The following is a 14762-nucleotide window of genomic DNA, read 5'->3' on the forward strand; positions in this document are numbered from 1 at the left end:
AGTTGGGCTTTTTAGCTGAAACGGCCCGTGATGTAGGCTTCCGTTTCCTTTTCTCCGGGATTGGTGAAGATTTGGGATGTTTGCCCGTATTCGACGAGGCGGCCCATGTACATGAAGGCGGTGTTGTCCGCGATGCGGGTGGCCTGCTGCATGTTGTGGGTGACGATGACGATGGTGAGGTCTTTTTTCAGGTCTTCCATCAAGTCTTCGATTTTCAGCGTAGCGATGGGGTCCAGCGCGGCGCAGGGTTCGTCCATCAGCAGGATCTGCGGACGGTTGGCAATGGCGCGCGCGATGCACAGGCGCTGTTGCTGGCCGCCGGAAAGGCCGTAGGCGCTTTCATGCAGCTTGTCCTTCACTTCGTCCCACAGGGCGGTTCCTTTCAGGCTGCGCTCCACTGTTTCATCCAGTTCCGCGCGGCTGTTGCGGCCCGCCACGCGGAGGGGGAAGACGATGTTTTCATAAATGCTTTTGGGGAACGGGTTGTATTTCTGGAAGACCATGCCCACCCGCTTGCGCAGGGAGATGACTTCCACGCGCGGGTCGTACAGGCTGGTGCCGTCTATGCGGATGTCTCCTTCATGGCGCACTTCCGGGATCAGGTCGTTCATGCGGTTGATGTTGCGGAGCAGGGTGGATTTCCCGCAGCCGGAGGGGCCGATAAGGGCCGTCACCTTGTTGGATTCAAAGGTCATGCCGATGTTGAAGAGAACCTGCTTGTCTCCGTAATGGAAGCAGAAGTCCTCTACCTCGATGATGGGATCGTCGTCTGCGGCGGATGGTTCAGTCATGGGAGGTGGAAATAAGGGGTGGAATGCGGCGTTTCCGCGTCAGAAACTGGACGCTGCGTATTTCTTGCGCAGGCGGTTGCGGATGAGGATGGCCGTGAGGTTCATGACCACCACGAGCAGGATGAGCAGCAGGGTGGTGGCGAAGACCATGGGCTGCGCGGCGTCCGAGTCCGGGGACTGGAAGCCCACGTCGTAGATATGGAAGCCCAGGTGCATGAATTTGCGTTCCAGATGGATGAAGGGCCCTTCTCCGTCAATGGGCAGGGACGGGGCCAGCTTGACCACGCCCGTGACCATCAGGGGGGCCACTTCCCCCGCACCGCGGGCCATCGCCAGGATCAGCCCGGTCATGACGCCCGGCAGGGCGCTGGGAAGAATGATGCGCTTGATCATCTGCCATTTGGAGGCCCCGCAGGCCAGGGCCGCCTCCCGCAGGCCGCGCGGCACGGCGGAAAGCGCTTCCTCCGTGGAGACGATCACGACGGGCAGCGTCATCAGGGCCAGCGTGAGGGAGGCCCACAGGATGCCGGAGGTGCCGAAGGTGGGCGTGTTGTCCACGGCCAGTTTTTTCCAGTAGAAGAGTTCATCAATCGTGCCGCCCAGGTAGTACACGAAGAAGCCCAGGCCGAAGACGCCGAAAACGATGGAGGGCACGCCCGCCAGATTGTTCACGCAGATGCGGACGGCCTGCACCAGCGTTCCCTGCCTGGCGTATTCTCTCAGGTAGATGGCGCCGATGACGCCTACCGGGGTGACCAGGGCGCTCATGAGCAGGGTCATGATGAAGGTGCCGAAGATGGCGGGGAAAATGCCGCCTTCCGTGTTGGCCTCCCGCGGATCATCCACAATGAAGTGGTACAGGTTGTGGAGAAAGACGCCGCATTTGCCGAAGAAGCCCAGGTCGTTTGAAAAGTAGCCGTATACGACCTTGTCCAAGCTGATTTCCTTCTTTTCTCCGTCTCCCAGGGAATAGACGAGCGTGTCGCGGCCCTGCTGCGCCCGGAGTTTGCCCGCTTCCGCCGTGTATTGTTCGTATTCGGCATTGAGCCGGGCTACTTTTTCATTGAGTTTGGCCAGTTCTTCCACAGGGTTGTCCACATCCCTGACGACGGGATTCTGTTTGAGCGCGGCGGTCTTGGTTCCGTTTTCCTCCCGGATGTCGTAGGAACGTTCAATGGCCTTGATGTCCAGCCGCGCATCCGCCAGCCTAGTGTTGACGGTTCCTATTTTTCCGGTATCTATGGCCTTTATTTCCTCCCTCAGTTCCGTTTCATGGTCCAGCGCGCGGCGGAAGGCTTGCACGAATTCGGGGGATGAGGCCGGAATGGTTTCTCCGGAGGCCAGCTTGAGTTCCAGCGGCTTCACCAGGGCCTTTCCCCCTTCCATGCGTTCCAGGCAGAGAAGCCCCTGGGGCGTGGAGGAGGCGGAGATGTTGTGCACGTCCACATAACGGTAGGATTGCCCGTAGGTTTCCTTGCTGCCGGTGAAGAGCTGGTATTCCCGGATGTCCTTGGCGGTAGAGCCGGGCTGCGTGGGGTCCGCCGGAACGTGGCGTGTCTGGTCCTTGGTGATGCTGGCGTACAGGGTGGCCGGTTTTTCCCCTTCCGTGGCGGAGGACACGGTCAGTTCATGGATTGTCTTGGGCCAGAAGGCCTCCATGCCGTTGACAAGGATGATGCCCAGCAGGCCGAAGATCATGATGAGGCCCACAGAGATGCCTATGGAGGTGATCCAGATGTTGGCTTCTCCCAGGGGGCGTCCGGGAGCGGAGGGAAGAGTGAAATCCGGTTTCATGGAAGAGGAAGGTTGGAAAGAGAAGGAGAGAGGGTCAGACGACGTTGAAGCGTTTGCGGAGGCGCTGGCGCACGATTTCCGCCAGCGTGTTCAGGATGAACGTCATGGAGAACAGGATGAGGCCGCCGAGGAAAAGGACGCGGTAGTGGGTGGAGTCCTGCGCCGCCTCCGGCAGCTCCGTGGCGATATTGGCGGAGAGGGTGCGCATGCCGTTGAAGATGTTCCAGTCCATGATGGGGGTGTTGCCCGTGGCCATCAGAACGATCATGGTTTCCCCCACGGCGCGCCCCAGCCCGATCATCAGGGCGGAGAAGATGCCTGCGGAGGCTATGGGGAGAACGACCGTCCGGACTACTTGCCAGCGGCTGGCGCCCAGCGCTTCGGACGCGGCGATGAGGGAGGGGGGAACGTTGCTCAGGGCGTCCTCGGAAATGGTGAAGATGACGGGAATGACCGCAAAGCCCATGATGAACCCGACGACGAGGGAGTTGCGCTGTTCATAGGGCATGCCGAATCCGTTGCGCCACAGGTCAGCAAAGCTGGCCGCCTGGAAGTCTCCCGCCCCCCACAGGCTCATGATGCCGCGGGTGAGGCTGATAAAGGGCTGTTCCAGCCAGTAACCCAGGTATTCCCAGCAGAACCAGGTGCAGAGAAGAATGACGGGCGTCATGACGATGTATTCCAGGCCGTTGTTGAATTTGTTCCTCCATGCCGCCGGACGTGTGGTCCAGAACCAGGCGAGAAGGGCGGCCAGGGACGGAATGAGGATGGCCATGCAGACCAGCGCCGGCACCTTGTCCTCCATTCTGGGAGCCAGGTAAAGCGCCCCGAAGAAGCCCAGCACCACGGATGGCAGGGAGGCCATGATTTCCATCACGGGCTTCACCACCCTTTTGACGGAGGGCGGCATGAAGTGGGCCGTGTAAACGGCTGCCATGACCGCCACGGGTACGGCGAAGACGAGGGCGTACAGAGTGCCTTTCAGCGTGCCGAAGACCAGGGGCATCAGGGAGAGCTTGGATTCATAGTCGTCCGTGCCTCCTACGGATTGCCACAGCCATTTGGGGGAGTCATACCCTTCGTACCAGATTTTGCCGATCAGAGCTTTGGAGCCGGCTTCCGGATGCCTGTCCTTGATGGAAAAGAAGTGGACGCGGCCTTGTCCGTCCGTGGCCAGCATGGAGTTGAATTCCGCGTTGGCCGCCAGTTGAACCGGGGAAAAATTCAGTCGGTCGCTTTCCCAGCGGATGTCCGCCGTGGTGCCGTAGCACAGGCGTACGGCGTGCGGCGAGGAGACGAGGAAGGAGCGGTTGATGCCGGAGGCGGCGTAATGCTGCACGGGACCGTTCAAGGGAGGAAACTTCTTGGTTTCTCCAAAGAGGCGCAGAGCAGTGCCGTTTGCCTGCGGGTGGGGGTACAGGCTGAAGATTTTCAGACTACCCCTGTTGCCGCCCAGTACCAGGGACATGTCCCCGAAGAGCCAGTTGACGGTGGTCATCCTTTCTCCGCCTCCCAGGGGGGACGGGATGGTCTGGCGCTTTTCCCAGGTTTCCGAGTCTTCGTTGTAGGCGAAGTAGAGGAGCTTGTCCGTATCCGTGGCGATGATGAGGCTGTCTCCCGAATTGCCGGGGAGCATGGCGACGGGCCTGCCGTCCAGGCACTCCGTCAGGTCGTGGAATCCGGAGGGGACAAATTCCCCTTCATGGAGAAGGGACCGGGATTCTTCCAGTGTCATCAGCAGGAGGCGCGGCCCCTGGTCCGTTTCATTGATTGTGGAAAAAATTTTCCGTTCTCCCGCGTCTGCATAAGCCACGCCGGATATTCTGCCCGGAACCTCGCCGTTTTCCGTCATGGGATGGAGCGGGCTGATTTCCGTTCCTGCGTTTCCGGGGCCGTGGGCGTTCGTCCGGCCGTGGATATTAAGACCGGAGTGAACGGAAATGATGCCTACCTTGCCGGATTTCGTGGCGACAGGATAGGCTGACAGGAATGAATTGTAGGAGTGGGCGCAGACGGTTTCATTGTCCGGCAGCGCAACGGGCATGGGGTTCAGACTGCCGGAATCCTTGTCCAGAAAGAAAACGTTCCTGCCGTTGTTGTAAACGAAGGGCTGCGTGCCGGAGGGGTCCAGTCCCCACGTTCCCGTGGCCTGGGGTGCGGGAGCGAGGCTCTGCCCTTCCTTTACGTCTGCGCCTTGAAAGAGGGGGATGGTAACGGCCAAAAGGAAAAAGAGGATGCCGAAAACGGCGACGATGACGGTAAAACCTCCGCCGATGATGGTCTTGGTCATGATGCGGTCAAACCACAGTGTGGTTTTCGCCACCTGAAAGCGTTCGGGAACGGGTTTGGGCTTTCTGGCAGGGGCCGGGGAAGGGGAAGATATGCTCATGACGGTAGGCGAACGGCGAGAGTGTGGAGCAGGGCCTGGACTGGCGGCCCGCAGCCCTGCTCCGGCAGGCGTTTGTTCAGGGGGATTGTTTATTCAAGGCTCTTGAGGATGTCCGCACTGACTTTGGCGGGGATGGGATAGTATCCGTCCTTGGTCACGATTTCCTGTCCGTCCTTGGAGACGATGAACTTGATAAATTCTCTGGTCAGCGTGTCCAGGGGCTCGCCGGGCTTCTTGTTGACGTAAATCAGCAGGTAACGGGAGAGAGGATATTTGCCGTTGATGCAGTTGTCGTAAGACGGTTGAACCGCTGCCTGGCCGCTCTTTTCAGCGATGGAGAGGGTCTTGACGCCGGAGGTGACATATCCGATGCCGGAGTAGCCGATGCCCTGCACGTCAGAGCTGATGCCCTGCACCACAGCGGAGGAGCCGGGCTGTTCCTTCACGGAGTTTTTATAGTCTCCCTTCTTGAGGGCGATTTCCTTCACGAATCCGTTGGTGCCGGAGGCGCTGTTACGGCCGTAGATGGAAATAGCCTTGCCTTTCATGGAGGGAACGCCTGCACTGCCCCAGTCGGTAATGTTGGAACCGCCACGCTTGAAGGTGGAGGAGAAGATGGAGTCGATCTGCGTCAGGGAAAGAGACTGGATGGGATTGTTCTTGTTGACGAAGAAGGCTACGGCGTCCAGGGCTACCTTGATTTCCGTCGGCTTGTAGCCATACTTGGCTTCAAAAGCCGCGATTTCTTCCCGCTTCATGGCGCGGCTCATGGGGGCCAGCTGTGCGGTGCCTGCCGTCAGGGCGGGCGGAGCCGTGGAGGAACCTTTTCCTTCAACGCCGATCTTGACGCTGGGGTACTTCTTGCTGAATCCTTCCGCCCAAAGGGTCATCAGGTTGTTCAGTGTATCGGAACCGACGGCGCTCAGATTACCGGAAACGCCGCTGGTGGGCACATACGGCTTGATGCTGGTGTCAACGGTTACTTGATCGGCTGCCATGCCCAGGGGGCTGAGTGCGGCTGCGATTGTCAGGATTTTGGCGACAAATTTCATGGCGTCTTTTCTGTTGTGTTGCGTCTCCCTCCGGGGCGGTGTTCGGTACCGCTGGCGGCGGGCGACGTGGATGTGATATCCTTTCCACCCCCCTGTGTGGAAGTGAATCCCGGTTAAGAAATCGTCACAATCTGCGGCGGTCCGCAGATAAAAAGCCGCCGCGTTCCGGGAAAAGGAAGGCGGCGGCTGTCAATGATTGCCGAATGCTGAAAGAAAAGGGCGGTAGGAAAAGGGGAGGGATTCCCGGACAGGAAGCCCTTCAACCCATTTTTTACTTCTTTATCACACCTCTTCAGGTGAGAGCCATCGGAAGGAAACAATGTTGAAGCGTCGGCCAAAAGCCTTGTTCACCGCACTCAAATCCGTCGTTTCCAGCGCCCCGGTCTTCATGTTCACCTTCGTTGCCGCCGTCTCGGGACTGTTCACAGGGTCCACGTAGTTGATGCCACGCTGCACCACCGCCTCGCACCACGCACGGGAAAGCACCACTCCCTCCCGGCTCGTCACTTCCCCGTAGGCGCGGATTGTAAACGTGTCGTCGCGCGTCGTCAGGATGTTGCCCAGCACCGCAAGCACGTCCGACTGGATCAGGTAGCCGGGAGCCGCCGTGAAGACCGACCCCTTGGCCGCATCCGCGTTCGGATAACCCGCCTTGGGTGTGATGACCATGTCCGTGAGTTCGTCAAAGGTGCTGTTGATTGAGCTTTCGTCAATGGCCGCCTGAAGCGCCCCCTTCACCCCCATCTCTCCGCTCTGCAGGCGGCGGTTGATGAAGTCGGACATGTTCAGGAAGGGGCCCCTCTTCTTGACTTCCTTGACCATGTTGTCGGCCAGTGCGCGGATCTGCGTGTCGCTGAGCGTGCGCAGGTCCGACCAGGCCATGGCCTCCCCGTCGGGGATGCCGTTGGTGATGCCAATGGAGCCGTAGTCGTCCACGTGGGACTTGTTGCTGCTGGCCACCCCGAAGCGGGAGAAATTGGCCTGGTTGCCGCTCAGCACCGAGGGCCTGCCGTTGGAAGAGTAGAGGAGCTTGCGGTTCTTGAGGCCCATGAGCATGGCCTCCCAGGCTCTCCGGGAGGTGGAGTTGACGTTGAAGCCCCCGGCGATGGGCAGGTACTTGGCGGAGAGCTTGTAGCCCTCGTCGGTTTTGGCCAGCTCGTCGATGACCGCTTCGGCGGGCTTGCCCTGAAGGTCCGGGGAGAGGCGCCTGTTGGCAATGCCTGCGGCCTTGTTGGAGGAAGTGTCCGTGGAGAAGGCCTCCTTGAGGACGGCCTTGAGGTCCTCTTTGGCGGAGCCGCCGATGCTGCGGGGCCGCGCGGCCAGGGATGAGGTGAACCAGGAGTCCCAGAGGGCGTCGTTGATCATCAGTCCGTGGTCCCAGAAGTCTCCCAGGGAGGCGTCGCCCATGATTTCATTGTGGGAGAATACCTTGTCGGCAGGCAGCATGGGGTCGGCAAAGGAGTTTCCGATGCCCACGCCCGGAACGCCTGACTGGTAGGCGAAGCGCTTGGCGATGGCAGCCCTGGAATCGGTCTTGTACCATCCGGGAGTAAGCCTGAATCCTGCGAATCCGGCGAGGCTGGAGGGCTGCTGGAATGGGAGTTCGGCGGCCACAATCTTGTTGACCTGTTCGGCGCCGGGTCCGCCGAAGGGGGAGAGTCGGGTGCCGTCGTTGGAGAGGATGTTGGAGATGGTGATCTGGAAGAAGTCGCTGTTGGATTGCTTGACCTCGAACTGGTAGGGGCTGTATGAGCGTCCGAGTTCGGATGCGGTGGGCATCTGGCCGCCCCAGAAGAGGGGGCTGGAGTGCTGCCAAGTCTTGGCGCGGTAGTCCTTGCCTTCCGGGTAGGCGCCTACGACGGGAGTCTTGCCCCATTTGGCGGAGACTCCATAATAGGCGATGAAGTAGGGATACGGTCCTCCGGATTCCGGTTCTGCGAATTTGCCCCGCTTGGAATCGTTTTCATTGGAGTCTCCGCTGGTATTGTTGGTCCATCCGGTCGTCGGAATCCTTGTGGCCTGGATGATTTGTTCTTCAAATCCCCAGTTCAGGTTGAGCATGGCAGGGGAGATTTTAGCGAAAACTTCCGGATCGGTTGTGGAGGAGCCGGAGAGCGTCGTAGGCTTCCCTATCTGGCCGGGGTTCATGAGCCCGGCGCCCATGACAAACGTGCGCAGCTTTTTGGATGCCGAGGAAAACTCGTCCGTATACTTATGGCACAGAACATGGTCGGGAGGAGTGCCCCATGATTTGTTGCCATTGTTGCCCACCAGTTCATCATCCGTTTCCGCAAACCGGGCCCAGAACGTATATTTGGTAGGCGTGTCGAATTCGGTGTTTTCAAAATACTGGTACTGGAGTCCCGTATAAATGTTGACGCCGTAGGAAGCCATCTCGCTCAGGTCCTGCGGCCAGCCTTCCCGAAGGGCGAAGTTGTCCGTCCGGATGTCATTCCCGTTGATTTTGGATTTGTAAACGGCTCCTTGCTGGATTTTGTCGGTACGCGTGGTGGAGGGAAGGGCAAAGACGACGATTTCCCCGGCCTTGAGGATGGATACGTCCCCCTTGTTTACCTCTCCGGTGCTGTCGTTCAGGCGTGCCGACTTTCTGTAGGAAGCGCCGAAGTCGGCAATCTGGCGGTCATTTACGGCGCCATAGGAACCCTGGGTGTAAGGAGTCAGCGGATGTTCCGTATATCTTCTCAAGTCGGAAAGAGGCTGGCTGCTTCCGTTGACATTGTCCGCAAACAGCATGGGCATGAAACGGTGTTCCCCGAAGTAGGAACCCCACGGGGAGCCGGACGCCCCTTCCATTTTCATGTCCACATTGTACGGGTTCCACCAGACAAAGACGGGGATGACGGAGACGGACGTGTTGATCCAGCCGCCGTTCTGGGCCTGGAAATCGTTCTTTGTCAGATAGGTCCCAATGAAATTGTAGTAACGCAGCAGGATGGGATGGCGCATGTAGGTGTAGCGGTTGTCCATCATTCCCATGTTGGCGGAAGCGTCCGCGGCTACCAGCGTGCTGGGCGTCTGTCCATTCCATTCCAGCGCGGCGGAGGCATCCTGGCCGTCCCTTTTGGTTGAAGAGTCCCACACATTGGCCCACAGGTGGAGCTGGTTCCAGGAGCCTATCGGCCGGTTCTGTTCCGTCGGAGTTCCGTCCTCCGTGGCGTAGGGACGCAGGCCGATGTCCGCCGTGTCTCCACGGAATTCCTCAGGCAGTTTTTCCTGGGACAGCATAATATTCAAGTCCTTCTTCAAACCGCCGAATTTGGAATCCGTCTGGAGGCTGGAAGAAACCAGGGTGATGTCATGGTAAAGCTCTCCCAGGTCTTTCAGGCGGCCGTTTTTGCTGTTGGCAAGAAGCGTGTCACGGGAGATCAATTTTCTGGCTGCAGATGAATCGTCGCTGGAGCTTTCCGACATTAATGAGGCAATATTGAGGGTGTCCAGATCCGGGCCGGGGGTATCCCAGGTGGAGCGCAAAACGGTCAGCGTGTCGGTGCTTTCCTGGGAGGCATGGGGCATCAGGTTGATGCGCGCCTTCTGGTTTTCCGGCGTAATCCACCAGGCAATGTACTTGCGCGTGTTGGCATTCTTTTTCAGCCCCGTATTCCTGGAAAAATCATCCACGCGCACCAGCCGGGCGTAGATTTCCTTTTTGTCCTGGTTGCGGGCTCCCACCGGAGTTCCTGCGGTGCCGGGGCCCAGCAGGCAGACACTGCGGAAATTGCGGTTGGAACGGGTCCTTTGGCCCAGAAGGTTTTTTCCGGCTTCCAGGGTGCTGAGCCTGCGCAGGTCGGGATCGGAAATCAGCCAGCGGCGGAACATGGAGCTTCTGCCGGTATCGTAAGTGGAAGCGATGCTCATGCCTGAGGAATTATTCCTGTTGAGCCAGGTGTCCCAGCTGTTCCAGGCGCCCAGGATGTAGGGGGAGCTTCCTTCGCTGGTGCCGGAAGAGAGAATGCCGGAGTTGGCGGAAACGCGCTGGTCGGGTCCCAGCTCGCACTGGAGCTGTCCCAGGGATACTTCCAGGGAGAATCTGGCCAGGGACTTGGCCTCAGCGGCCGCCAGTTGTTTCTCGGAGATGCGCACCTGGGAGGATGCGATGGTGAGGAGGCCTACGCTCAAGAGGGCCAGGAGCATCATCAGGGTGATGGTTGCAATGAGCGCGAAACCCTTGCTGACGTGCCTGGCAGAACGTTTTGTAAAAGTTTTTGTGTTCATGGATAGTAGACGGAAGATTGGAAAACACTCAGGAGAAATTTGCCATGTGCAGTTTCTGGCAGCTTCCCTGTTTCTATTAGTCTAGAGGCGCCATAGGGGGAAACAAGGAATAACCCTATCTCTGCTGAAAAGACCAAGTAATTTATTTTTAACATGTTGCGACGGTTTGTTCTGTTGATTGAAAACCAACGGATTTCTAATACGGTGAACGTCGCGGGAATAGGGCAAGAAGGCCAGGTTAAGAAATCGTCACCATTCCTGAATGGTCATTGTGGCGGAGATTTGCGATATCATGGGGGCAGCGGTGATGAGCCGCGCCATGGTCAGAGATATGAGCCTACCGCCTGCAATACCCGATCAAACCGCCGTGGAGGTGGATTCCCTGGATTTCTGCTACGGCAGCAAACAGTCGCTTTTTAACGTCAACATGTTGATTCCAAAGAACCGTGTCACGGCGTTTATCGGGCCGTCCGGCTGCGGAAAATCCACACTGTTGCGCTGCATTAACCGGATGAATGACCGCATTCCGGAGGCCCGCGTCACTAGGGGGGCCATCCGCATTGACGGAGTGGATGTAACTTCCCCAACGCTGGATCCCATCCGCCTGCGCCGGGAAGTGGGCATGGTTTTCCAGAAGTCCAATCCCTTTCCCATGAGCATTTACGAGAACGTTTCCTACGGCCTGAAGCTGGCGGGAGTGAAGAACAGGGCCGTTCTGGATGAAGCCGTGGAAGAGAGCCTGAACCATGCCGCCCTGTGGGACGAAGTGAAGGACAGGCTCCATACTCCCGCCAACGGACTTTCCGGCGGCCAGCAGCAGCGCCTCTGCATCGCCCGCTCCATCGCCGTCAAGCCGCGTATTTTGCTGATGGATGAGCCTTGTTCCGCCCTGGACCCCATCGCCACGGTGCGCGTGGAGGAGCTGATGCACCGCCTCAAGGAGAAATTCACCATCGTCGTGGTGACGCACAATATGCAGCAGGCCACTCGCGTTTCCGACCTGACCGGTTTTTTCATGCTGGGAAGACTGGTGGAGTTTGATTCCACGGAGAAGATTTTTTCCCGCCCGTCCATGAAGGAGACGGAAGATTATATTACGGGAAGATTCAGTTAACAAATAAAAGACGATTTATGATTCCATCAACATGTTCATGCAGGGCCGGTTGCCGCCGTTTGTCCGGAGTTTCCTGTTCCGCCCGGCGTTTTGCCGCTTCTACGAGGAAGACCGGCGGCCTGCGCAGGCTGCATATTTTTTACCATGCCTCCAGGGCGGCTTCTTCCGATCATCAAACCAACATTTCCGTCCATGAATCACGACGCCCACACCCTGCGGGAATTTGATGCCGCCCTCACTTCCCTGAACACGCATTTGCTGCAAATGGCTTACAAGGCGCAGAACGCCCTGGACCTGGCTGTTTCCGGGCTGCTCCAGCAGGACGAGGATTCCGCCAACCAGGCCATTGCCGATGACGAGGAACTGGACGAACTGGAAATGGCCATGGACCGGGAAGGCCTGCATCTCCTGGCGTTTTTCAGTCCTGTAGCGTCCGACTTGAGGTTGGTGCTGGCTTCCATCCGCCTGTCCGCCATTTATGAACGCATGGGGGACGAGTCCGTCACCATCGCCAAGAGGGCCAACAAGCTGAATAAAAGGCCCCGCCTCCAGGAAGCCGGATTGGTGGAACCCGTGTACCGGGAGCTGGCCGAACAGTTCAGGGCCGTCAACAAGGCCGTTTCTTCATGGGATGCCCCGGTCCTGGCTTCCCTGGCGCCGGGACTGGCGTCCCTGGCGGAGAAAACCGGGACCTTGACGGAAACATTCGCCCGTCTGCCGGAACATTACCGGGACAATCTTTCATCCGTGGCGGATTTGATATTCATTGGCCGTTCGCTGGAACGCATCGCGGAAGGATTGCAGAAAGTGGCTGCGGAAGCTCTTTACGGAGTCGGGCCTCAGCAGCCCTGAACGGAGGGGCCGCCGGCGTTCGGACAAATGCTTGCCTGTTTCGTGATTTTTGTATAAGACATGGAACATGAAAGGACAACGGAAGGATGTCTTTTGCAACCTGGCCGGATGGCCCTGGGGGCTCCTGCTGGTGATGGCCGCTTGCGCCCTGCCTGATTTATTGAAAGTTATCCGCGTTTACCGGGGATTGGAGGAGATATTGTGGCCGAATCTATTATGGGCGGCATCCGTACTGTTGATAGGCGCTCTTTGTTTTTTCTCCATGCGGCGGTTTCAGGCAAGAGTGGGCGAGAGCGGGATAACCGTGACCCGCTTTTTACGGCCTCCCCTGTTTATGGATTGGCGTTGCGTCAGACACGCCTCCTGCGGCAGGATAGGTGCGAACGAATGGCTGGTGTTGAAATCGAATGATAAGATGGTGAAGATCGGAAGGATGGAACTGGGGAAAGGCAGGTATGATTTATTGTGCGGAATGGTGAAGGAAAAGTTGCGGCAATTTCATCAGGGAGCCCTGCGTGAAGATGGGGAATTTCTGCCTCTGGATAGTCGGAAATTGATGCGGAGGAATATCTTGTATATGATTCCCGTTGCTCTTTGCTGCGGTTGGATCGGAGGAAGCCGCCCCTCCGGCGCTGATATGCCCGGACGCGAGGATATGGGGTTAATCCTGTATTGCGGCATCCGGCATGAACGGAATGTGGAAAAAGCCCGCAATTATCTGGACGGGAACACCATTGAATTTCTGGAACGGGCTTTAAAACATCCGGACCTGGTCAAACCGTATGACCGCATTCATGACGGGGATTTCTTTTCTTGCCCGGAACGGTATGGCCGGGACGCCTATCTGATAGGCAGCCTGAAAGCGGGGGGCCTGCTGAAAGACGTTCCAGGAACGGCTGAAGACTGGCTGAACAAGGGAGTGTTTTACCGTCCGGCCCATGCCATTCTGCGGCGGCTGGAACGGTAGCCGTCCTGGCCTCATCCATGTGCGGCAGGCGCATTATGCAACGATTGTGTGACGGCAGGCCGGATGAGGAATCCGCCTTTTTATCTGATTGTCCAGGAAATGTTGCGCGTGACGGATTGACCGGGGCGCAGAAGAACGCTGGGGAAGTGGGGAACGTTGACGGCATTCGGGAAGCCCTGGGCTTCCAGAGCAATCCCCTGGCGCGCCTTGGGAAGGTATTCCCCCGTGTAAACCTGGAGTCCCGGGGCGTCCGTCGCCACGATCAGGCGGTGACCTGAAGAAGGATCAAGGAGGATGGCCGCAATCTTGTCGCCTGGTTCGGAATCCAGCACGTAATTATGGTCCAGTCCGGCGGCGGTGTCCGGATGGGCGGCGGAGTTGCGTTCCCCAAGCAGAGCCGCCCTGCGCAGGTCAAAGTCCGTGCCTTCCACGGGCAGGATGCGGCCGTCCGGGATGTTGGTGTCATCCGCGGGGGTGTAGGCGGAGGCCCGGACTTCCAGCGTCATGGAGTTGATGTCGGGTTTTCCGGAAAGGTTCCAGTAGGCGTGGTTGGTGAGGTTGACGATGGTGGCTGCGTCCGAGTACGCCTCCATGCGCAGGTGGAGTGTTTCCTCCATGAGCGTGTAGGTGGCTACTACTTCAAGATTGCCGGGGTAGTTTTCCTCCCCATCCGGTGAATGGAGTGTCAGCACCAGCGTGCTGCGTGCGGCTTCCTGAACCTGCCATATTTTGCTGTCAAACCCCTGGAGGCCGCCGTGCAGGTGGTTGGGGCCGTTGTTGACGGCTACGGAATGGGCGTCACCGTCAATGGAAAACCTGCCTTTTGCGATGCGGTTTGCGACCCGGCCGCAAATCGCACCGCAATAACAGGTGTCTTTCAGCATGTCTTCAAAGCTTTTGGGACCTACGATCATATCCATGCCGTCCTTGACGACGGAGATGATGCGCCCCCCATAGTTGCTGATCCGCACTGTCATCCTGTCGGAGGACAGTTCAAAGATTTCAACAGGAGCGCCGCCGGGTAAGGTGCCAAAGATCATGCCGGAAATATTGCTGGATAACTGGATAGTCTCTTAGTAGGCCAGAACGCGGGAGCCGGCGTTGCCGATGATGACGCGAACCTGCTGTCCGACATAGATCGGGTTGTTTTTGCCGACAGGCTGGACGACGGTATAGTTCCGGGTGCCGTTTCTCGTCTGGTTCAGGCGCACGGTGATGCGCTGTCCGGTCGTGTTGTTCACGGCCTTGTCAATCTGGTTGCCGGCAATGGCGCCGATGATGGCACCCCCTGCCGCCGTAGCGTACTTGGCGTTGCCGCCGCCGAACATGGCTCCGGTGAGACCGCCTGCCACCGCACCCACGCCGGTGCCGGCATTGGCGTTATTGGCCTGGATCTTGACGGTTTCCACGCTGGTGACCGTACCGTAATAGGTTTCCTGGACACCGCCGATTTCATTCATGTTGTAGGTGTTCGGGGAGCCGAAATTGGTGCAGGAGGTAACGGACAGCGCAATGGCTGCGCAGCCGATGGTGAGGATGGAGGTGGCTTTCATGATGTTCTTATAAAATG

At 58.4% G+C, this 14762-nt stretch carries 10 protein-coding genes; 3 read left to right on the forward strand and 7 right to left on the reverse strand.

Annotated features, from left to right (window positions below; genetic code table 11):
- Positions 1-11: 11 nt before the first annotated feature.
- From pstB (V3C20_RS08005) to V3C20_RS08025, 5 genes are all read right to left on the reverse strand, one after another.
- Complete coding sequence (gene pstB, locus V3C20_RS08005; RefSeq protein ID WP_130084870.1) at positions 12-791, reverse strand: phosphate ABC transporter ATP-binding protein PstB; 780 nt, start codon at positions 789-791, stop codon at positions 12-14.
- A 39-nt stretch (positions 792-830) separates the two neighbouring features.
- Entirely contained in the window at positions 831-2585 is a 1755-nt protein-coding gene (pstA, locus tag V3C20_RS08010; RefSeq protein ID WP_130084871.1) for a phosphate ABC transporter permease PstA, read from the reverse strand.
- A gap of 34 nt (positions 2586-2619) precedes the next feature.
- The gene (locus V3C20_RS08015; RefSeq protein WP_130084872.1) at positions 2620-4974 is read right to left on the reverse strand and encodes an ABC transporter permease subunit; all 2355 of its coding nucleotides are present in this window, start codon (positions 4972-4974) and stop codon (positions 2620-2622) included.
- 89 nt (positions 4975-5063) lie between these two features.
- On the reverse strand, positions 5064-6026 hold the full coding sequence (locus V3C20_RS08020; protein ID WP_130084873.1) for a phosphate ABC transporter substrate-binding protein: 963 nt from the start codon (positions 6024-6026) through the stop codon (positions 5064-5066).
- 282 nt (positions 6027-6308) lie between these two features.
- Entirely contained in the window at positions 6309-10259 is a 3951-nt protein-coding gene (locus tag V3C20_RS08025) for a hypothetical protein (protein WP_149875544.1), read from the reverse strand.
- Positions 10260-10590: 331 nt separating this feature from the next.
- Between V3C20_RS08025 and pstB (V3C20_RS08030) the strand changes: the two genes are divergently transcribed.
- From pstB (V3C20_RS08030) to V3C20_RS08040, 3 genes are all read left to right on the forward strand, one after another.
- Positions 10591-11373, forward strand: coding sequence for a phosphate ABC transporter ATP-binding protein PstB (gene pstB / locus V3C20_RS08030; protein WP_130084504.1), 783 nt, complete (start codon positions 10591-10593; stop codon positions 11371-11373).
- Positions 11374-11565: 192 nt separating this feature from the next.
- Positions 11566-12225, forward strand: a complete 660-nt coding sequence (locus V3C20_RS08035) for a PhoU domain-containing protein (protein ID WP_161981438.1) — start codon at positions 11566-11568, stop codon at positions 12223-12225.
- Positions 12226-12292: 67 nt separating this feature from the next.
- A complete protein-coding gene (locus tag V3C20_RS08040) occupies positions 12293-13192 on the forward strand; it encodes a hypothetical protein (protein WP_130084498.1) in 900 nt (299 codons plus the stop codon).
- Between the two features lie 80 nt (positions 13193-13272).
- Here V3C20_RS08040 and V3C20_RS08045 read toward each other — a convergent pair whose 3' ends face one another.
- Both V3C20_RS08045 and V3C20_RS08050 read right to left on the reverse strand, forming a co-directional pair.
- Positions 13273-14232 (reverse strand): aldose epimerase family protein, encoded by a 960-nt coding sequence (locus V3C20_RS08045; RefSeq protein WP_130084497.1) that lies wholly within the window; start codon positions 14230-14232, stop codon positions 13273-13275.
- Between the two features lie 33 nt (positions 14233-14265).
- Complete coding sequence (locus tag V3C20_RS08050; RefSeq protein ID WP_130084496.1) at positions 14266-14745, reverse strand: glycine zipper 2TM domain-containing protein; 480 nt, start codon at positions 14743-14745, stop codon at positions 14266-14268.
- Between the last annotated feature and the right edge of the window lie 17 nt (positions 14746-14762).

Source organism: Akkermansia sp. RCC_12PD, assembly GCF_036417355.1.
In the GTDB taxonomy this organism is placed as follows: Bacteria; Verrucomicrobiota; Verrucomicrobiia; order Verrucomicrobiales; family Akkermansiaceae; genus Akkermansia.